General features: G+C 63.6%; 16 protein-coding genes and 2 pseudogenes. 14 read left to right on the forward strand and 4 right to left on the reverse strand.

The window, feature by feature from the left end:
* Nucleotides 1-27: 27 nt before the first annotated feature.
* From pbN1_RS16230 to pbN1_RS21045, 3 genes and pseudogenes are all read left to right on the forward strand, one after another.
* Nucleotides 28-1,086, forward strand: a complete 1,059-nt coding sequence (locus tag pbN1_RS16230) for a permease (protein WP_169203435.1) — start codon at nt 28-30, stop codon at nt 1,084-1,086.
* Nucleotides 1,087-1,107: 21 nt separating this feature from the next.
* Complete coding sequence (locus pbN1_RS16235) at nt 1,108-1,338, forward strand: thioredoxin family protein (RefSeq protein ID WP_169203436.1); 231 nt, start codon at nt 1,108-1,110, stop codon at nt 1,336-1,338.
* A gap of 45 nt (nt 1,339-1,383) precedes the next feature.
* Nucleotides 1,384-1,578 (forward strand): annotated as a pseudogene (locus tag pbN1_RS21045) (class II glutamine amidotransferase); the annotation flags it as partial.
* Here pbN1_RS21045 and pbN1_RS21050 read toward each other — a convergent pair.
* Nucleotides 1,579-1,935 (reverse strand): rhodanese-like domain-containing protein, encoded by a 357-nt coding sequence (locus pbN1_RS21050; RefSeq protein ID WP_342343983.1) that lies wholly within the window; start codon nt 1,933-1,935, stop codon nt 1,579-1,581.
* Here pbN1_RS21050 and pbN1_RS16245 point away from each other — a divergent pair.
* Nucleotides 1,899-2,093: pseudogene (locus pbN1_RS16245) on the forward strand (IS21 family transposase); the annotation flags it as partial. The gene pbN1_RS21050 and the pseudogene pbN1_RS16245 sit on opposite strands and share 37 nt — an antisense overlap.
* 19 nt (nt 2,094-2,112) lie before the next feature.
* On the opposite strand, the gene pbN1_RS16250 reads toward pbN1_RS16245, so the two are convergent.
* Complete coding sequence (locus tag pbN1_RS16250) at nt 2,113-2,685, reverse strand: DUF6398 domain-containing protein (protein WP_210147543.1); 573 nt, start codon at nt 2,683-2,685, stop codon at nt 2,113-2,115.
* 230 nt (nt 2,686-2,915) lie between these two features.
* Between pbN1_RS16250 and pbN1_RS16255 the strand changes: the two genes are divergently transcribed.
* Both pbN1_RS16255 and pbN1_RS16260 read left to right on the forward strand, forming a co-directional pair.
* The gene (locus tag pbN1_RS16255) at nt 2,916-3,542 is read left to right on the forward strand and encodes an SAM-dependent methyltransferase (protein ID WP_169203438.1); all 627 of its coding nucleotides are present in this window, start codon (nt 2,916-2,918) and stop codon (nt 3,540-3,542) included.
* Between the two features lie 571 nt (nt 3,543-4,113).
* Nucleotides 4,114-4,974 (forward strand): PA4780 family RIO1-like protein kinase, encoded by an 861-nt coding sequence (locus tag pbN1_RS16260; protein ID WP_169203439.1) that lies wholly within the window; start codon nt 4,114-4,116, stop codon nt 4,972-4,974.
* A 27-nt stretch (nt 4,975-5,001) separates the two neighbouring features.
* Here pbN1_RS16260 and pbN1_RS16265 read toward each other — a convergent pair whose 3' ends face one another.
* Nucleotides 5,002-5,466 carry a ferritin-like domain-containing protein gene (locus tag pbN1_RS16265; protein WP_169203440.1) on the reverse strand — a complete coding sequence of 155 codons (465 nt, stop codon included), beginning with the start codon at nt 5,464-5,466 and terminating at the stop codon, nt 5,002-5,004.
* A 124-nt stretch (nt 5,467-5,590) separates the two neighbouring features.
* Nucleotides 5,591-5,869: a type II toxin-antitoxin system HicA family toxin gene (locus pbN1_RS16270; protein WP_011235893.1), complete on the reverse strand. Its 279-nt coding sequence runs from the start codon at nt 5,867-5,869 to the stop codon at nt 5,591-5,593.
* A gap of 636 nt (nt 5,870-6,505) precedes the next feature.
* Here pbN1_RS16270 and pbN1_RS16275 point away from each other — a divergent pair.
* From pbN1_RS16275 to prsT, 8 genes are all read left to right on the forward strand, one after another.
* A complete protein-coding gene (locus tag pbN1_RS16275; RefSeq protein ID WP_169203441.1) occupies nt 6,506-8,935 on the forward strand; it encodes a DUF3141 domain-containing protein in 2,430 nt (809 codons plus the stop codon).
* A 212-nt stretch (nt 8,936-9,147) separates the two neighbouring features.
* Nucleotides 9,148-9,408 (forward strand): hypothetical protein, encoded by a 261-nt coding sequence (locus pbN1_RS16280; RefSeq protein ID WP_210147544.1) that lies wholly within the window; start codon nt 9,148-9,150, stop codon nt 9,406-9,408.
* Between the two features lie 72 nt (nt 9,409-9,480).
* A complete protein-coding gene (locus tag pbN1_RS16285; protein ID WP_244856985.1) occupies nt 9,481-9,828 on the forward strand; it encodes a hypothetical protein in 348 nt (115 codons plus the stop codon).
* A gap of 104 nt (nt 9,829-9,932) precedes the next feature.
* On the forward strand, nt 9,933-10,877 hold the full coding sequence (locus pbN1_RS16290) for an alpha/beta hydrolase (RefSeq protein WP_210147545.1): 945 nt from the start codon (nt 9,933-9,935) through the stop codon (nt 10,875-10,877).
* Between the two features lie 315 nt (nt 10,878-11,192).
* Nucleotides 11,193-12,578 (forward strand): TIGR03013 family XrtA/PEP-CTERM system glycosyltransferase, encoded by a 1,386-nt coding sequence (locus tag pbN1_RS16295; RefSeq protein ID WP_169201989.1) that lies wholly within the window; start codon nt 11,193-11,195, stop codon nt 12,576-12,578.
* A 91-nt stretch (nt 12,579-12,669) separates the two neighbouring features.
* A complete protein-coding gene (prsK, locus tag pbN1_RS16300; RefSeq protein WP_244856986.1) occupies nt 12,670-14,775 on the forward strand; it encodes an XrtA/PEP-CTERM system histidine kinase PrsK in 2,106 nt (701 codons plus the stop codon).
* Nucleotides 14,768-16,126, forward strand: coding sequence for a PEP-CTERM-box response regulator transcription factor (gene prsR / locus pbN1_RS16305; protein ID WP_169201988.1), 1,359 nt, complete (start codon nt 14,768-14,770; stop codon nt 16,124-16,126). The genes prsK and prsR overlap by 8 nt, the downstream gene beginning before the upstream one ends.
* Before the next feature lie 2 nt (nt 16,127-16,128).
* The gene (gene prsT, locus pbN1_RS16310) at nt 16,129-18,915 is read left to right on the forward strand and encodes an XrtA/PEP-CTERM system TPR-repeat protein PrsT (RefSeq protein ID WP_169201987.1); all 2,787 of its coding nucleotides are present in this window, start codon (nt 16,129-16,131) and stop codon (nt 18,913-18,915) included.
* The last annotated feature ends 31 nt before the right edge of the window (nt 18,916-18,946 follow it).

The raw sequence follows: 18,946 nt of genomic DNA on the forward strand, positions 1-18,946 counted from the left end.
GCGCTCACCCCATCCGGAGACGAAACCGTGACCACCACACAACCGATCGAATACCCCCCGGCGCCGCGCACGACGGCGCGCTGGATCACGACCATCGCCGTGGCGGCCCTCGCCTGGGTGGCGCTCTACAGCCACCTCACCGAGATCGCCGATGCGCTGGTCGCTGCGCTGGGCCTGTCGCGTGCCACGCATTTCGGCGAGGCGGTGCATTTCTTCCTCTACGACACGCCCAAGGTGCTGCTGCTGCTCACCGGCATCGTCTTCCTGATGGGTGTCGTCCAGACCTTCTTCGCCCCCGAGCGCACCCGCGCGCTGCTCTCCGGCAGGCGGCTCGGGGTCGGCAACGCGATGGCGGCGAGCCTCGGCATCGTCACGCCCTTCTGCTCCTGCTCGGCGGTGCCGCTCTTCATCGGCTTCCTCTCCGCCGGGGTGCCGCTGGGGGTGACCTTCTCCTTCCTGATTGCCGCACCGATGGTGAACGAAGTGGCGCTGGCGCTGCTGTTCGGCCTCTTCGGCTGGAAAGTGGCGGCGCTCTACCTCGGCCTGGGCCTGCTGGTGGCCATCGTCGCCGGGCTGGTGATCGGCAAGCTCAAGATGGAGCGTCACCTCGAGGACTGGGTGCGCGCCATCCACGCCGGCGAAGCCGCGGCGCACACCGGCGAGCGCCTGTCCTGGGTGCAGCGTTTCGAAGCCGGGCGCGACCACGTGCGCGAGATCGTCGCCAAGGTCTGGCCCTACGTGCTCGCCGGCATCGCGCTCGGCGCCGGCATCCATGGCTACGTGCCGGAGGACTTCATGGCCTCGATCATGGGCCGCGACGCCTGGTGGGCGGTGCCCGCCGCGGTGGTGCTCGGCGTGCCGATGTACACCAACGCCGCCGGCATCATCCCCATCGTCGAGGCGCTGATCGGCAAGGGTGCGGCGCTCGGCACCGTGCTCGCCTTCATGATGGCGGTGATCGCGCTGTCGGCCCCCGAGATGATCATCCTGCGCAAGGTGCTCAAGCCCCGCCTCATCGCCACCTTCGCCGGCGTCGTCGCTAGCGGCATCCTGCTGGTCGGCTACGTCTTCAACCTGGTTCTTTAACCCCATCCAAGGAGCATCGTCATGAAGAACGTCAAGGTTCTCGGCACCGGCTGTGCCAACTGCAAGAACACGGTCAAGCTGATCGAGGAGGTCGCCCGCGCCAAGGGCGTGGAGATCGCGCTGGAGAAGGTCGAGGACATCCAGGCGATCATGTCTTACAAGATCATGGCCACCCCCGGTGTCGTCATCGACGGCCAAGTCGTCCATACAGGCGGCGTGCCGGCGCGGTCCAAGGTGGAAGGATGGCTGTGAGCGGGCGCGGGCAGCGCCCTTGAGCGCAGCACCAGGGCAACGGGAATGTGCGAACTACTGGGGATGTCGAGCTGCCGCCCCGCGACGGTCAGCCTCTCCCTGATGCGCCTGGCCGAACATGGCGGCTTTTCCGGCCCGCATCGGGACGGCTGGGGAATCGGCTACTACGAGGATGGCGACGTCCGGCTGATCAAGGAGGCCGAGGCCGCCGCCGACAGTGCTTGGGTGCGCTTCCTCGAATCACACGAAGTGGCAGGTGCCCGCCGGAAAGGTTCTCGAGGCGGCCCAGGCGTTGCTCCGGACCCCTTGAGCGGCGTCATTCGCCCGAATACGGCTCGGTCGGGGCCCCTCGCCGATCCCCTGCGCGATGCCCTTGGTGACGGTGTAGACGCGCCGGTAGCCGGCCTGGTCGACCAGGCCGGCTACCGACTCGGTGCGGTTGCCGGTGCGGCAGATCAGGACGACCGGCTCGTTCTTGCGGGCGATCCCCGCGAAGGCGGCGAGCCACGCGTCGATGTCGAAGACCTTGTACTCGCGGTCGCGGGGCTTTTGGAGCCCTGGTGATCGCGAATGAAGTGTATGTGGAAATCGAGCTATTGAGACGACACGGGATGAGTCTTCGACGGATCGCCGCCGAAGTGGGGTGCGCGGTGAACACGGTGCGTGCGCACTTGGCGGCGCCGGGGTTGCCGCGTTACGAATGCAAGGTGAAGCGGGCAACCAAGCTCGCCGCGTACGAGGCGTACCTGCGCGAAGGGGGACGAGAGATTCGCCTCATTCGGGCGTTTCCGCTTGCTCGGCGGGGATGAAGGGAATCAGGCCTTTCTCATAGGCAAGGCGCTGCAGTTCGAGCGGAGCGGTGCGAATGTCCATCATCAGGCCATTGACCTGCAGTATCCACACCATCGGGTTGTCCGCGAGACGGCTGGGCAAGGTCCATTCATGCGAGAAGGGGCCCATCTTGAGCGTGTCCCGGATCGCCTTCGACTTGTTCTGCCCGGTGCTCTCGGCGATCCCGAAAAACGCGTAGATGACCTTCGGCTTGCAGTGTGGATCCTGCGCGGGGTCGTCGAGGAAGTTGACCCGGCCGACCGCATGCACGGCCGCCGCCGCCCAGACATTGTCCTTGCCGCTCGACAACGGTGAAGGGCGTTTGCGGGCGAGCGCGCCGACAACGCGGTGGATCAGCCGGCGATATTCTTCGTTGAGATGCTGCGCGCAGAACGCGTCGGTCAGTGCGGTGATGGCAGCGAATTTCTCTGCCATGGCCTTGGGGATTCGTTCGGGGGCGGTCATGGTGGCGGCAAAAAAAAAGGAGTGCAACATTGTCACCGATTGGCTGGCCAACACCAATCCGTGAGCATGTGCCGCTCGCGCGCGCTACATAATCGACGTCCTCCGCGCACAGTTGTAGTGCGGCCATGAAGGCGCTGTCTTGAAGGCCGGTGAGAAATGAAGCTCCTGTCTCGGACGGTGGTGCCCGACTGCGAACTGTCCGCAAAGACGCCGGTCGACTGCGGCACGGATCCTGCGAATGCGGACGGGATGTTCTATCCACCACAATGGGAAGGAATCGAATGGAGCAGGAATTCATCTGGAGCAAGCGCTACCGCGACGCCGGCGACGAGTATCTGTTTGGCACCGGGCCGAACCGCTTTCTCGCGCACCGTGCGGCGCTTGTCGCGAGCGGCCGCAGCGCGGTGTCGGTCGCCGATGGCGAGGGCCGCAACTCGGTGTGGCTGGCCGAGCAGGGGCTCGACGTGACCGCAGTCGAAATCTCCGGCGTCGCAATCGAAAAGGCACGTCGCCTCGCGGCCGGCCGCGGTGTCGATGTCGATTTCGTCCGGGAGGACATGATGGCGCCCCATTGGCCGCCGGCCGAGTTCGCCGGGGCTTTCGACTGGGTCGTCGGCATCTTCATCCAGTTCGTCGACGCTGCCGCGCGCGAACGGCAGTTCGCCGCGATGAAGCAGCTTGCGCGCCCGGGCGGACGGATCCTGTTGCAGGGCTACACGCCGAAGCAGCTCGAGTACCGTACCGGCGGGCCCTCGGCGGTCGAGAACCTGTACACGAGCGAGCTGCTGCGCGATGCGTTCTCCGACTGGGAGATCGAGGAACTCGTCGAATACGAGGATGACCTCTCGGAAGGCGCGGGGCACCGCGGCTGTTCGGCGCTGATCGGGCTCGTTGCGCGCAAGCCTTGAAAAAGCCTCAGCAAGCGCAACTGGGGGCTTCTGGTGCTTTATCGCAAGCAACGTGTTGTGGATCGCGTGGGGCTGGCACGACGACGCATACGCACTGATCGGATTGCAGATCGGGCTTTTCGCCACGAACCTGCACGGCGTCAGGAAGAACGAGCCGGACGCCTGACACACAGCGAGAAGCACGCAGAATTGACAAGAAAAAGCCCGAGCACTTTCGGGCCCGGGCTGAAATCCACACCAAAGGAGGAGGGTGGAGGAGACAACTGAAGGTTAGAGGAAGAGCTTGTGCGGCGCAATAAAATAAGCAATGAATTTTTTTTATCCTTCGATTAATCATCCGCGTTTGCCTATGACATCCTGCCATTCCCGCAATAAGAATAGGGAAATGACATGGTGCGGTGCGCAATCTGTGGAAAGCCCGGTGGAAAGCCTTTTGCCAGCTTCCTGACCGGGTGACGTACTATGCCGGAGCGGGATAGGGTGGCTACAGATCGACCTTCGCTGCTTTCCCTACGATGCGCACCAATCGCGCATGGACAAATGCAACCCGCAAAGGAGCGGATCCCTACGCATGAAAACTCCGAGCAGAATCGAACCGCTGGTGGCCGATGGTCTCGTCGACCACGTCATTCGTCAGCTCATGAGCGGCAAGGAAGCCATGGTCTATGTCGTCCAGTGTGGCGACGAAGTGCGCTGTGCCAAGGTCTATAAGGAGGCCAACAAGCGCGGCTTCCATAAGGCGGTCGACTACACCGAAGGGCGCAAGATCAAGAACAGCCGCCAGGCGCGTGCAATGGCCAAGGGCTCGCGCTACGGGCGGCAGGAACAGGAGGCCGCGTGGCAGCACGCCGAGGTCGATGCGCTGCGCGTCCTCGCGGCAGCAGGCGTGCGCGTTCCGATCCCTTACGACTTCCACGAAGGCGTGTTGCTGATGGAACTGGTGACCGATGAAGACGGCGAACCGGCTCCGCGGCTCAACGATGTGGTGCTGAGCGAGGACGATGCGCGGCAGTATCACGCCGATCTCGTGCGACAGGTCGTGCGCATGCTCTGCGCCGGGATCGTCCACGGCGATCTCTCCGAGTACAACGTGCTGGTCGACTGCGCTGGCCCGGTGATCATCGATCTGCCGCAGGCCGTCGATGCCGCGGCCAACAACAACGCCCGCTCCATGCTCGAGCGCGATGTCGACAACCTCGCCGCCTACTTCGGCCAGTTCGCTCCGGATCTGCGCGACACCGACTACGGCAAGGAGATTTGGTCGCTGTACGAATCCGGCAAGCTGCAGCCCGAGAGCGCGCTCACCGGCGTCTTCCAGTCCGAAGACGGGCTCGCCGACCTCGACGAAGTCATGCAAATCATTGAGGCAGCGCGCAAGGAGGAGGCGGTGCGGCAAGCGGGCAGAGCGGCCGCCGAGATTCCCTCCACCTGAACCGCACGGCGCGACCAGCACCCATTTTTACGGTGACTGTGGTGCGAACGCCGACACGTCGCCGGGTTTGCGCAACATCTTGTCGACTTCCGCAAGGTGCAATTCCTCGACCTCGATCATCCGCCGCGCAAACTCCTCGAGCGCGACCGAGTGGTCCGTGACGAGCGTGAGCAGATCCCGGTAGAGCTGCAGCGCGGCGCGCTCGGCTTCGAGTGATTCGCGCAGGATCGCTCCGATGTCGTGCTTGTGCGAGTCGAGCAGCGGGCCGATCGCGAGCGACGGGTAGGCGCCAAGCGTCGTGACCCATTCGCCGACCTCGCGCGCATGCATCAGCGACTCGTCGGCCTGCTCGCGCAGCCACGAGACAATCGGGATGCGGCCGAAGCCGAACACGAGGAACGAGTAATGCGTATAGCGCACGACGCCGGCCAGCTCGAATTCGAGGATGCGGTTCAGGACCGCGACGACCGGTTCCTTGTCGAGTTCCCCCATGACACCCTCCTTTGCAACACTCCGCGAAGCCCGTCCGCGCGTCGATTCACTCTAGACCACGGCCCGCTGCGCTGCCGGCGCAGGGAGTGCAACTCCGGAGGCTCGTCGCTCGGGACGGCATCCCTTATTCGTGATTCGCGTCGTAGAGCGAGGGAGTGACTCCGGCGTCGGCCAAAAACTCGCGCAACTGTTTGATGGATTGTTTGCTGAACTCGTTGCTGTGATGCGGGTGGTGGAGGAAGAACTCGTGGCGGTTCAACTCGACGCGGAAGCGTCCGCCGTGGCCTGCCTCGATGACGGCGCCGAGATGGTTGAGTAACGACTCCACCTCGCGCCACTGAATGTTGCTTTTGGGCGGTTCGTGAAAAATCGATTCCAAGACGGCCCGGTGTTTGTGACTCATGATCCGGCCTCCTATCGACGGGGCGTCACGCTCGGTCGGCTGCCCATGCCCGCACGCACGGGGCAGGAATGGCGAAAACGCGCATCGTCGAACGCATTGCAGTCTCCCCCGGCCATGCGACTTGAATGAATAAATCCTAGCCCTTGCCGGTCTGCCGGGCAATTGGCCAGCTGGCGACATCGTCCAGGATGCTCGGAATGATCGTCGATCAGCGCGAGCAGGGTGGTTGCGGCCATGGCAAAGGTTCCGTGACGGACAGGAAAGAGGGGATGGAGGGTTGTAGCAGATTTGGACGAGGGAACGCACGGATTTTGGCATACGCAGGGCTGGCGCGAGCACTTTCGACAAATCTCGCCCAGGGAATGCGACGTCCTGGTAGACGGCTGGAGCTGGTAGGCGGAACATTGCTGCCCGTGGGCGTCGGGCAATAAAGCAAGCTAGGGAAACGCCAGCCGCGACCGCGTCCTTCGGTCGTTGTCGGTGCGACGCCAGGAGTGACCGCGGGCGCCTGGAATACTTCCCACTTCCGGGTGTCACGTAGCGCTGGCATGGCCCGGCTTACGAGGCCGGGCAGCAGATTAGACTTTCGTGGAGCATGGCGCTTGCCATCCGCCACGGCAACACATGGAGTTCAGAATGAATTTCCCGATACCGGTACCTTCGGCAGCGACACTGCCCCTGATGGATCCGTTCGGTTTCGCACGGTCCGCGTTTGACTACTGGCGGGATGCAGTCGAGCGCAGCGTGCTGTTCATGGACGTGATGCGCCATCGTGGCAACCAGTACCTCGAGCATATTGAGAAGACCAAGCCCAGCGTGCTGGGCTTCGAGACCGAGGTGCTGATGGACGGCCGCGAATTGCCGCGGCCGGTGAACTATGAACTGATGCGGGTCCTGCCTCCGGCGGGCATCGAGATCGACCCGCTGAGGCGGCCTTTCGTCGTCGTCGACCCGCGCGCCGGGCACGGCCCGGGCATCGGCGGCTTCAAGCCCGACAGCGAGATCGGCGTCGCGCTGCGCGCCGGGCACCCGTGCTACTTCGTCGGTTTTCTGCCCTATCCCGAACCGGGTCAGTCCGTGGAAGACGTGGTCGAGGCAGAGATCGCGTTCCTGCGCCGCGTCATCGAACGTCATCCGGAAACCGCGGAAAAGCCGATGGTCGTGGGCAATTGCCAGGCCGGCTGGCAGATCATGATGGCCGCGGCGCTGGAGCCGGACCTGTTCGGCCCGATCCTTATCGCCGGTTCGCCGCTTTCGTACTGGGCGGGCGAACGTGGCAAGGCGCCGATGCGCTACACCGGCGGCCTGTCCGGCGGCAGCTGGATGACGGCGCTGTTGAGCGATCTGGGCAACGGGCTGTTCGACGGCGCCTGGCTGGTGCAGAACTTCGAAAACCTCAACCCGGCCAACACGTGGTGGACCAAGCAGTACCGGGTGTTCGCGAACGTGGATACCGAGGCTGTGCGTTACCTGGAGTTCGAGCGCTGGTGGGGGGGGCACGTGGTGCTCGGCGGCCAGGAGATCCAGTACATCGTCGATAACCTGTTCATCGGCAACCGTCTTTCGACCGCCCAGCTCATGACCTCCGACGGGCGGCGCATCGACTTGCGCAACGTGCGTTCGCCGGTCGTGGTGTTCTGCTCGCGGGGTGACGACATCACTCCGCCGCCCCAGGCCCTGGGCTGGGTGCGCGACCTCTATGAAGGGGTTGACGGCATCATCGCCAACGAGCAGACGATTGTTTACTGCGTGCACGACAGCACCGGTCACTTGGGCATCTTCGTCTCGGGCAGCGTCTCGCGTAAGGAGCACACCGAGTTCACCGCCAACATGGACTACATCGACGTGCTGCCGCCGGGACTCTACGAGACGTCGATTTCGCGCGCCGATGAGCGCGCCGATGCCGGGCTGATCGAGCGCGAGTACCTGCTGGAGTTCACGCCGCGCACGGTCGCGGAACTCGACCGGGAGATCGGGCATCGGCCCGACGATGAAGCGCGTTTCGCCACGGTCGCCCGCATCTCCGAGATCAACCTGGGCCTCTATCGCCTGTTCTTGCAGCCTTGGGCGCGCGCGCTGTCGACCCCCTCGTCGGCCAAATGGATGCGGCGCATGCATCCGAACCGTCTCGGCTACCGCCTGCTTTCCGACCGCAACCCGCTCACCCTGTCGCTGCCGTCGCTCGCCGAGAAAGTGCGGGCCGACCGCCATCCGGTCGGCGAGGACAACGTCTTCCGCAGGGCCGAGACTCTCATTTCCGAGCAGATCGCCCGCGGTCTCGACACTTGGCGCGACCTGCGCGACAAGGCCAGCGAGCAGCTTTTCCTGGATATCTATGGCCAGCCGCTGCTGCAGGTTCTCGTCGGCCTGCGCGCCGACGGGCAGGCCCACCGCCGGCGTCCCGGCACCGAACTGGAGCATCGTCGTTTCATCGAGCGCCGTCAGGCCGAGCTTCACGCCCGTGTTGCAGAGGGTGGCAGTCACGAGGCCATGATGCGCTCGACCATCTACGTTCTGGGCGGAGCCCCCGCAACCGACGAGCGCAATTTCAAGCGGATGCGTGCGTCGCGTGCGGAACTCGAGCCGGGCCTCAAGCTGGCCGACTTCAAGCACCTGTTGCGCGAGCAGTTCTTCATCCTCAAGCACGACCGCGAGGCGGCGCTGGAGGCGATTCCGGCCTTGCTCAAAGGACAGAGCGCCGCCGAGATCGATGCCCACCTGAAGCAGATCGAACACGTGCTGGCCGCCAGCGGCGACCTCAGCGCGCACGCTGCGGATCGATTCGAGCGCATCAAGTCGCTGTTCCGGCGTGCGCGCCCGAACGCCACCGAGGTGGCACCGACGTCCGCGGGCGCGGCAGCGGAGTCCCCGCCGGCCGGTATGAACGAGCCTGCATCGCCCGCGCCGGTCGCCATGACGGCGGAGCCGCAACAAGCGGTCACGAGCGGTCTTCCGGCGGCCGAATCGCAGGCCGCGCAGGATAGCGACAGCGGCCGCACGCCAGACGGCGACAAGGCCGCCGCTGCCCCGCGACGACGCGCGCCGCGCAAACCGCGCAACGCCTGATCGCCTTTCGCGGTCGCACCACGCCCCCTCCGTCTGCCGAACGCCACTGATCGGGTTCCGGACGGGCGGGGGGAGGGAACGCAGCCGCACGATCTCGTGCGGCTGCGTCGCTTCAATGCGCACGCCACTCACCGCAGCACGTCGCCTTGCGGCTGGCGACGGACGACAGCGGATGCTAAGAATAAACGAGACATTCTCGAAGGATGCGGAACATGAGGTACTTCATACCGCTCGTCATCGCTGCGGCACTGTTCGTCGCCGGATGCGAGAAGAAAGAGGATGCGCCCCCCGACGTCCCCGCCCAGCCGCCCGCCCAGCAGGAAAACGCGCCGCTGCCGGTGACCCCGACTCCCCCGCTCCCGGAACCGGATCCGGCGAAAGAGACCGCGCCCCCCACGCCGCTCCCGGGGCAGGCGAACGACCATTCGAATCCGGCTTTCAAGGAGGGCGGCAAGGAGGATCCGGCGAACTGATCGCATTGCCCCCGATGCCCGGGATGCCGGGCGCCCCGAACTCGCTCATGCGAAAGCGTTTCTGGCCTCGCGATGAACAAGGAGTCGAAGATGACACGCAATACCGTAATGACGGGGGTGTTCGCCAGCCCGGGCGAGGCGGAAGAGGCGAAGTCGCGCCTTCTGCAAGCCGGCATAGCGGAAAACTGCATTGCCATCAGCACGGATCTCACCGCTGACAGCGTCGCCGCCGAATTTCCCGGTCAAACGTATTCGAATCAGCCGGGGCAGGGTCCAGGCGAGGAATTGCCGGACGTTGCCGACATGGCGCATATCGGGGCGTGCGTGCTGAGGGTGGAACTCGCATCGAACACCGACCGTAGGGCGATGGAACTCATCCTGCGGCAGTCCGGTGCTCGCATCGTCCCGATCGAACATTAACCGTCGGTTTCCATTCTCCGTTCGTGTCACTGCTCTCCGGTTAGAATCGGGGCCTCCTGATTTTCATATCGGGGTTCAGCCCTGCCTGGCCCCGGATTCTGCACATGCCCCTCTCATCCCAGGCCAAGGCACTGCTGGACATGGTCTACCGTGTCGGCGCCCCGCGTTTTCACGAGCTGTCCGTCGATCAGGCGCGACATTCATTCCGGAAGTTGCAATGGGCATTCGGTCTGCCTTCTCCGGCCGTTGCGGCAACGGTCGAAGTGGCGATGACGCGTGCAGACGGGAGCACGTTGAACGCGCGCCTGTACCGGCCGCTGGATAGCCCCGGGGACGACGAGCTTCCGCTGCTGATCTACTTTCACGGCGGCGGGTGGTGCGTTGGTGACCTCGAAAGTTATGACGTTCTTTGTCGTGAGCTGGCGAACGGCTCGGGTTGCGCGGTGTTGTCGATTGACTATCGACTCGCGCCCGAGAACCCCTTTCCGGCCGCCGTCGAGGATGCTATTTTTTCTATTGAGTGGGCGGCAGAACAGGCGTCGCTGCTGGGCATAGACCGCGGGCGTATTGCCTTGGGAGGGGATAGTGCGGGCGGAAACCTTTCGATTGTCGGAGCGCTCCTGGCCCGTGAACGGGCGAGTGTCACCATTCGGTTCATGTTTCTGGTCTATCCGAGCACCGAGATCGCCAGCGATCGGCCGTCGCGGCAACTTTTCGACCAGGGGTATCTCCTCGACCGGGAGAGCCTCGAATGGTTTTACGGCCATTACCTTCCCGCAGGCGATGAAGAGGACTGGCGTGCATCGCCGATGCGTGCGCCGTCATTGGCTGGATTGCCCCCGATCCTTCTCGTCACGGCGGAGTGCGATCCCCTTGCAGACGATTGCATGGCATTTGCAGAGCGGGTACGAGCGGAGGGCGGGGAGGTCGAACACGTCGCGGTCGACGGCGTGGTCCATGGTTTCATCACGCTGGGACAGTTTTTTCCGGAAGCCACGTACGCGGTGGATCGGATCGCCGCAGAGCTGCGCCGGGCAGTTCAGCGCTGACAGTCGATTCGGCGAGTGCGGTGCATGAGCCCCGTAGACCGAATGACGTGGCTGCAGGCAGCGCATGGCGTCGGGCCACTGCGTTGCCGCAGTCCGCGTTGCGCGCCGGGCGACGCCACTGCGACATCGAAAAGGGGTGAAATGTCGCAGCTATGCAAAGCTGATGTACATGCCGCTCCGTAGGGATTATCGTATGGACGAGCGTAGCGTGGATGAAGTCGCGGAGTCGCGGTAGATACGTGTCTCGGGTCCCGAAGAGAGGAATCTTTTCGGGATCAGAAGATTGCAATTGCTCGGGTAATCTGGGGTGTGCCGATGCTAAAAGTCTTCAGTCACTATTTTCCGTCCCACGTCCTGCAACAGGTCATCTTCGATGCCCTCGTGCTTTTCATAGCGGTGATATTTGCAGTCGCGGTGCAGGTGCAGGGGGGCGTAGTCGACTGGCGCGTCATCGTGCCTTCAGCGCTGCTTTTCGCGATTGCGATGATCCTGCTGAACAGCGCGATGGGGCTGTACCGGCCGTCCGAAGAGGAGCGATCGACGCGCACCATGGTAGGCCGCGTTCTGATCTCGATCGTCGTGAGTATCCCGATAGCATTCGGGGTGTTCCTCGTGCTTCCGTGGAACTATTTTGCATCCGAAGCGATGCAGATCTCGGTAATGCTGTTGCTCGGCCTGGTCCTTCTGATGCGGGCAGTGATCAACCGTCACTGGGCGACTTCGATGTTCGCCCCGCGCGTGCTGATCATCGGTACCGGCGCAGATGCGGTGACCGTGGAGCGATCGCTCGGTACTCCCCTGCGCAGCGGCATGCAGGTAGTCGGCTTTTACGCTGTCGAAGGGGAAGATTCGATCGACGTCGACCGGGGCCGCGTCCTCGATTGCAAGGATCTTCTTCAGACCGTCCGGCAGCTTCGGGTGAACGAGGTGATCGTCGCAGTGCGGGAACGCCGGGGGGGCGTCCTTCCGATTCGTGAACTGCTCGACTGCAAGGTGTGGGGCGTCCGGGTGCTGGATCTGTCATCCTTCTTCGAGCGCGTGCAGGGGCAGGTCCGCATCGATTCGCTGAAGGCCAGCTGGCTGATATATGGCGATGGCTTCAGGCAGGGCTTTGCCCGCGCGTTCGTGAAACGCTGCTTCGACCTCGCCGCATCCTCGATCCTGTTGCTGGCCGCCCTCCCGGTGATGACGGTCACCGCGCTGCTGATCGCGCTGGAGGACGGCGCGCCGATCTTCTATCGGCAGGAGCGGGTCGGACTGGGCGGACGGGTGTTTCGCGTTATCAAGTTTCGCAGCATGCGGCGCGACGCCGAAAAGGACGGCAAGCCGCGCTGGGCGGTATCCGGGGACGACAGGGTGACTCGGGTGGGGAGGGTGATCCGCAAGCTGCGCATCGACGAGCTTCCGCAGATTTTCAACGTACTGAAAGGCGAAATGAGCCTCGTCGGGCCGCGCCCGGAGCGCCCGTTCTTCGTCGATCAACTGGCTCAGGAGATCCCGTTCTATGCCGTTCGCCACTGCGTGAAGCCGGGCGTCACCGGCTGGGCGCAGGTTCGATACCAGTATGGCGCTTCGGTGGACGATGCCGTTCAGAAGCTGCAATACGATTTGTATTACGTGAAGAACCACACCATCGTGCTCGATACCCTCGTACTGTTCGAAACGGTCAGGGTCGTCCTGACCGGAGAGGGTGCACACTGACCGGATATCGGCTGGCGACTTTCGCAGACACGGCGGAGGGCGAGAATCCGTGTCCTGTTGTTGACGAGACGACTTGCTCTTGGGGGGGCTGATGGGTGTCGAGTTGTCCGACGTCGCGGTGTGGGGCTACGGTGGGGCCGCTGGGGCTTACCTTCTTTTCGGTCTATACCTTCTGCTCGCGTGGCTCGGCGGCATTCCCGGCGGCTTTCTGCTTCTTGCCGTGGGCAGCAGCGCATCGTGGGCGCTCGCGAGCACCTTTCTCGTCCTCTATCCGAGCGCGTGGCTGGCCCTGCTGACCGCGGTGCTGGACGTCTTCCGCAGCGCCTGCTGGTTTGCGTTCCTGCTTGTGTTGCTGCGTCCCCTGGGGGGAAAACGGCTGCGGTGGCCGATAGGGTTCGCGGCGCTCGTGGTCGCCGCCGAGTTGATCGCGGTAGTGCTTTCCGGCCTCGATCTGCCCGTCGATCTCAAGCCGGCAAACCTGATGCTCGCCGCCTTTCTGGTGGCTGCGGTGTTCGGCCTGGTGCTCGTCGAGCAGCTTTTTCGTGCGATACCGGCGGAATCGCGCTGGGGACTGAAACCGTTGTGCCTCGGCCTCGCCGCAGGCTATGTGTTCGAACTGTACCTGTTCGCCGACGGATTCCTGTTCGGCCGCCTCGATCCCGATGTGTGGGGGGTGCGTGGCATCGCCCATGCTCTGGTGATTCCCCTGGTCGCGGTTTCAGCGGCGCGTACGCCGTCGTGGACGCTGCGGATCTCGGTATCACGGGAAATGGCGTTCCATTCCACCGCGCTCGCGGTGTCGGGCCTGTACCTACTGGTAATCGCCGCAGCCGGATACTACGTCCGCTATTTTGGCGGGAACTGGGGCAGAGCCCTGCAGCTGGCCCTGCTGTTCGCCGGGTTCCTGCTGCTGCTCGTTTTCCTCTTCTCGGGGTCGCAGCGTGCCCGCCTGAGAGTGTTCATCAACAAGCACCTGTTCCCCTACCGCTACGATTATCGCAACGAATGGTTGCGCTTCACGCAGGCGCTCTCGTCCGCCGGCGGCGCGCTGGATCTCGGGCAATCGGTCATAAAGGCCCTTTCGGATCTGGTCGAGAGTTCTGGCGGAACGCTCTGGCTGAAGGACGCGAGCGGCCGCTTCTCGGTCAACGCGCGCCTCAATCAAGGGGCTTCGAACGCTTCCGAGGATGATGGCAGCGCTCTATGCCGTTTTCTCGACGAGCGCGAATGGATCATCAATCTCGAGGAGTTCCGTTCCCGTCCCGCCCATTACGACGGCCTGGTGTTGCCGACGTGGCTGTCCGCGATACCCGATGCGTGGCTCGTCGTGCCGCTCAAGTCGTCGGGCGCACTGGTCGGCTTCGTGGTGCTCAATTCACCTCGCACCGCGTTCGAGGTCGACTGGGAAGTGCTCGACCTGCTCAAGACGGCACAGCGCCAGGCCGCCAGCTATCTCGCCCGGATGCAGGTGACTGAAGCCTTGCTGGAATCGCGCAAGTTCGACTCCTTCAACCGCATGTCGGCGTTCGTTGTTCATGACCTGAAGAATCTCGTCGCCCAGTTGTCGCTGATGCTTCGCAACGCCGAGCGCCACAAACACAATCCGGCGTTCCAGGAAGACATGCTCGACACGGTCGCGCATGTCGAATCGCGCATGCGCGCGCTGATGGCGCAATTGCAGGAAAAGCGTTCGATCGATCCGCACAAGCGGGTCGATCTTTGTGCGCTGGCCGATCGTATCCAGGCGACGAAGCGCCATCAGCAGCCGACGGTGGAGGTGTTCGCGGACCGCGATCACCGGCTCGAAGTCCAGGCGCATCCCGAACGGCTCGAGCGCGTGATCGGGCATCTCGTGCAGAACGCGCTCGATGCGACGCAGGACGATGGCAAGGTGACAATAAGGGTCGATATGCCGGACCCGTCCTCGGCCCGTGTAGCGGTCGAGGATACCGGCTGCGGGATGACGCCCGAGTTCATGAAAGAGCGTCTGTTCAAGCCATTTCACACAAGTAAATCCACGGGAATGGGTATTGGGGTCTACGAGACCCAGCAGTACATTCATGAACTGGGAGGCCGCATTCATTTTGACAGTGAAGCGGGGCGCGGTACCTGCGTGACCGTGGTATTGCCCGTTTCTGCCCGGGCCGATCCGGATTTGCCAGTTACACGGGAAAGGGTACGCGAAAATCATGAATGACAAGCGGCGTACGCTGCTGATCGTCGAGGACGATCCGGCACTTCAGAAACAGATGCGCTGGGCTTTCGACGCTTTCGAGACAGTTGTCGCGAGTGATCGGGAAAGCGCGATCACGCAATTGAGACGTCATGAACCGGCGGTGGTGACGATGGATCTCGGGCTGCCCCCCGCGCCCGATGACGGCGTTGAGGGGTTTCGCCTGCTGGGCGAGATGCTCGCGCTGGCCCCCGATACCAAAATCATCGTCCTGACCGGGCAGCATGAGCGCGAAAACGCGGTGAAGGCCGTCGCCATGGGCGCCTATGATTTCTTCGGCAAGCCTTTTGAACCCGAGTTGCTCGGCCTGACGATCGATCGCGCTTTTCGCCTGCACGACCTGCAAATGGAAAACCTGCGTTTGGCGACGCTCCAGGGAACCAGCCTGTCCGCTGTCCTCACGCGGGATTCGGCAATGCTCAAGGTCTGCCGCACCGTCGAGAAAGTGGCGCCGGCGAACGTGACGATCGCGCTGCTCGGAGAGAGCGGTACCGGCAAGGAAATCCTGGCGCGCGGCCTGCATGCGATGTCGACGCGCGCAAAGGAGCGCTTTGTCGCGATCAACTGTGCCGCCATCCCGGAAACGCTGCTCGAAAGCGAACTGTTCGGCTACGAGAAAGGGGCCTTTACCGGGGCCGTGAAACAGACGCAGGGCAAGATCGAAGCTGCGCACAAGGGGACTTTTTTCCTTGACGAGATTGGTGACCTGCCGATGGCGCTGCAGGCAAAGCTGCTGCGTTTCCTGCAGGAGCGGGTCATCGAGAGGATCGGCGGCAGGGAAGAGATTCCGGTCGACGTGCGGATCGTGTGCGCGACGCACCGCGACTTGAAGGCGCAGATCAGCGCGGGCCTGTTCCGCGAGGACCTTTATTACCGGCTCGCCGAAATCGTCATCGAAATCCCGCCGTTGCGCGACCGGGACGGCGACGCGGTGCTTCTCGCGCATGCCTTCGTGCAGCGCTTCGCGCAAGCCAACGGACGGGGAACGATGCACTTGGGCGACGACGCGGTGGCGGCAATCGAATCGCATCGCTGGCCGGGCAACGTGCGGGAGCTGGAAAACTGTCTCAAGCGTGCCGTCATCATGGCCGAGGGAAGCCGCATCACGTCCGACGATCTGGGTCTGGACAGCGTCGATCCCGATCTGCAGCACCTCAACCTGCGACAGGTGCGCGACGAGGCGGAACGGCGCGCCGTGGTGCGGGTGCTGGCGCGCACCAACGGCAATATTGCCCGCGCGGCGGACATTCTCGGCGTGAGCCGCCCATCGCTTTACGACCTCATGAACCGTTTCGGTTTGAAGAAGGAGAACTGACCGTGCCCAATCGGAAGACCTCAGGTGCAACCGTTCGCCGAATTGTTGTCGTCGCCCTAAGCGCTGCGCTGTTGACGGCCTGCAGTGATGACCCGGAAACCATGCTCCGCTCCGCGAAGGATTATCTCGCCAAGAACGACCCTGATGCGGCGGCGATTCAATTGAAGAATGCGCTCCAGAAAGACGGGAACCTGGCAGAGGCGCGCTTTCTTCTGGGGCGCGTAAACCTCCAACAGGGCGACCTTGCGGGCGCGGTGAAGGATTTGCGCCGGGCTGCCGAACGCGGCTATCCGGACGCGCAGGTCAGTCCGCTGCTCGCGCGAGCCCTCGTGCTGTCCGGCGAATTCGATCAGGTGCTGAAGGAGTTCGAGGGTAAGACGCTCGACGATCGTGCCGGACAAGCCGCGCTGCTCGGTGCGGTGGGTGGTGCACATTTCGCCAAGGGGGACGTCGAAAAGGCGCGGGCGGCGTATGAGGCCGCGGCGGCGACCGATCCGTCCAATGTGCCCGCACGGGTGGGCATGGCGCAGGTAAAGCTGTTCGCTGGAGAGCTTGACGCAGCGCTCGCCGACGCCGATGCCGCCATTGTGGCAGAGCCGGACGCTGCCGATGCTCATGCCGTTCGAGCTGATGTGTTGCTGGCGAGGAATGATATTCCAGGCGCAGTGGCCGCCCTCGAGAAGGCGGTCAAGGCTCGGCCGAATGCGGTGAACTACCGCTTCGCGCTCGTATCGATGTTGCTGCGGGAAAACCGGGAAGACGAAGCGGTGCCGCATCTCGACGCGATGAAGAAAATTGCGCCCCGCCATTCTTCGACACGCTACCTCCAGGCGCTGGTGGATCTGCGGAACAACAAACTTGACGAGGCACGCGACAACGTTACCGAGGCGGTGCGTCTGGCTCCGGATTATCTGCCCGCGCGCCTGCTCGCCGGCGTCATCCACATCCGCCTGAATCAACACGTTCTGGCCCAGGAGCAACTGAGGGTGATTCTGGCGCGGGCTCCGGAACAGCCGCTGGCGCGTCGCATGCTTGCGATGTCGCTGCTGGCATCCAAAGAGCCGGGTCGTGCGCTGACGACCCTGCAACCGCTGCTGGACGCACCGTCCGTAGATAGCGCGACGATGGGCCTGGCCGGGCGGATCCTCGTGGCCAATGGCGATCTTGACCGTGCAGCGGAGCATTTTGCCAAGGTAGTGGCCACCGAACCGGAGAACGCGATGGCGCGGACTCGGCTCGGGGTGTCGAAGTTGCTGGGTGGGGACACCAGCGAGGCTTTCGCCGATCTCGAAGCGGCATCGAACCTCGAGTCCGATACGGGCCATGCCGATGTCATCATGATTCTTGCGCACCTTCGCCGCGGCGAACTCGACAAGGCGGCGGCTGCGCAGCAGCAACTCGAAGCCAAGCAGCCGAATAACCCGCAGACTCATGTGCTCAAGGGGGGGATTCTGCTTGCCCGGAAGGACGCTGCAGGGGCTCGCGCGGCCTTCGAAAAAGCCCTCGAACTGAATCCTGATTCCGTGGCCGCGGCGGCAAATCTCGCGCGGATGGATATTGGGGAGGGGCGCCCCGACGACGCCCGAAAACGCTTCGAAAAGATCGTCGCGGCCAATCCGAAAAATGTCGAAGCACACTTGTTGCTTGCCGATCTGCTACCCCGCATCGGGGCGAAACCAGCCGAAGTGTTGCCGGTGCTCGACCGTGCAGCCGGTGCGAATCCGGCTGCGCTTGCACCGAAGCTTGCACTGGTGCGCTATTACCTTGGAAGCAATGACGCGAAAAAGGCGCTCTTGATCGCGCAGGAAACCGCAGCCGGCCACGCCAGTGATCCACAGGCGATCAGTATGTTGGCACGGGCCCAACTGGCAGCGGACGATCATCAGCAGGCGGTCTCCTCACTGAACAAGTTATCTGATCTGGTCTCGCAATCTCCCGCATCGCTGGTCGAAGTATCGGATATGCAACGGTTTGCGAAGGACCGTCCGGGGGCCGAGCGGTCGCTGCGCCGGGCGCTCGAGCATAAGCCGGACATGTTCGAAGCCCAGCAGCGCCTTGCTTCGCTGCTGGCCGAAGACAAGCGGACGGATGAGGCGCTGAAAATTTCGGCAACCGTTCAGAAGCAGCGTCCGAAGGCGGCGGCCGGTCCGCTTCTTGAAGGTCAGATCCACGCCGCCAGTGCCAACTGGGAGCCGGCCGTGCAGGCATATCGCAAGGCGCTCGAGCTTGAGGCCTCGGCTCAAACTGCTGCCAAGTTGCATGCCGCACAAGTGTTGGCCGGCAAGGCACCGGATGCGGCGAAGACGGCTGCCGACTGGCTCCGCACCCACCCGAAGGACGTGGTATTGCGCAGCTATCTTGCCGGGCGGGCCCTTGCAGAGCGGCGGCTTGACGAGGCCGAAAAGCTATTTCACAAGGTGGATGAGTTAAGCCCGGACAATGCTCAGGTGCTGAACAACCTGGCATGGATCGCGGGGCAGCGCAAGGATCCGGAGGCGCTCGCGCTGGCCGAGCGGGCGCTGAAACTGGCGCCCGATAACCCGGCGATTCTTGACACGCTGGGTATGCTTCAGGTGGAGCGCGGCCAACGCGACGAGGGCCTCGAAAATCTTCGCAAGGCTGTCGGACTGTCTCCGGGGACCGGGGTGCTCCGGCTGAATCTGGCGAAGGCCTACCTCAAAGCCGATCGCAAGGACGACGCGCGCAAGGAACTCGACAATCTGCTCGGGCAGGCGCCTGCGGGGAGTTCGTTGCATGCGGAAGCGACCAAACTGAAGCAAGGGTTGTAAGGTCGCGAGCATTCAGGCGCCGGTATATCGG

This window comes from Aromatoleum bremense, from assembly GCF_017894365.1.
Taxonomy (GTDB): domain Bacteria; phylum Pseudomonadota; class Gammaproteobacteria; order Burkholderiales; family Rhodocyclaceae; genus Aromatoleum; species Aromatoleum bremense.

What these genes read in the sequence shown, in the direction of transcription:
- pbN1_RS16255 (WP_169203438.1), top strand. Translation starts at nt 2,916, where the DNA reads ATGGAGCAGGAATTCATCTGGAGCAAGCGCTACCGCGACGCCGGCGAC.
- pbN1_RS16280 (WP_210147544.1), top strand. Translation starts at nt 9,148, where the DNA reads ATGAGGTACTTCATACCGCTCGTCATCGCTGCGGCACTGTTCGTCGCC.
- pbN1_RS16275 (WP_169203441.1), top strand. Translation starts at nt 6,506, where the DNA reads ATGAATTTCCCGATACCGGTACCTTCGGCAGCGACACTGCCCCTGATG.
- prsK (WP_244856986.1), top strand. Translation starts at nt 12,670, where the DNA reads ATGGGTGTCGAGTTGTCCGACGTCGCGGTGTGGGGCTACGGTGGGGCC.
- pbN1_RS16270 (WP_011235893.1), bottom strand. Translation starts at nt 5,869, where the DNA reads ATGAGTCACAAACACCGGGCCGTCTTGGAATCGATTTTTCACGAACCG.
- pbN1_RS16260 (WP_169203439.1), top strand. Translation starts at nt 4,114, where the DNA reads ATGAAAACTCCGAGCAGAATCGAACCGCTGGTGGCCGATGGTCTCGTC.
- pbN1_RS16265 (WP_169203440.1), bottom strand. Translation starts at nt 5,466, where the DNA reads ATGGGGGAACTCGACAAGGAACCGGTCGTCGCGGTCCTGAACCGCATC.
- prsR (WP_169201988.1), top strand. Translation starts at nt 14,768, where the DNA reads ATGAATGACAAGCGGCGTACGCTGCTGATCGTCGAGGACGATCCGGCA.
- pbN1_RS16235 (WP_169203436.1), top strand. Translation starts at nt 1,108, where the DNA reads ATGAAGAACGTCAAGGTTCTCGGCACCGGCTGTGCCAACTGCAAGAAC.
- pbN1_RS16295 (WP_169201989.1), top strand. Translation starts at nt 11,193, where the DNA reads ATGCTAAAAGTCTTCAGTCACTATTTTCCGTCCCACGTCCTGCAACAG.
- pbN1_RS16285 (WP_244856985.1), top strand. Translation starts at nt 9,481, where the DNA reads ATGAACAAGGAGTCGAAGATGACACGCAATACCGTAATGACGGGGGTG.
- pbN1_RS16290 (WP_210147545.1), top strand. Translation starts at nt 9,933, where the DNA reads ATGCCCCTCTCATCCCAGGCCAAGGCACTGCTGGACATGGTCTACCGT.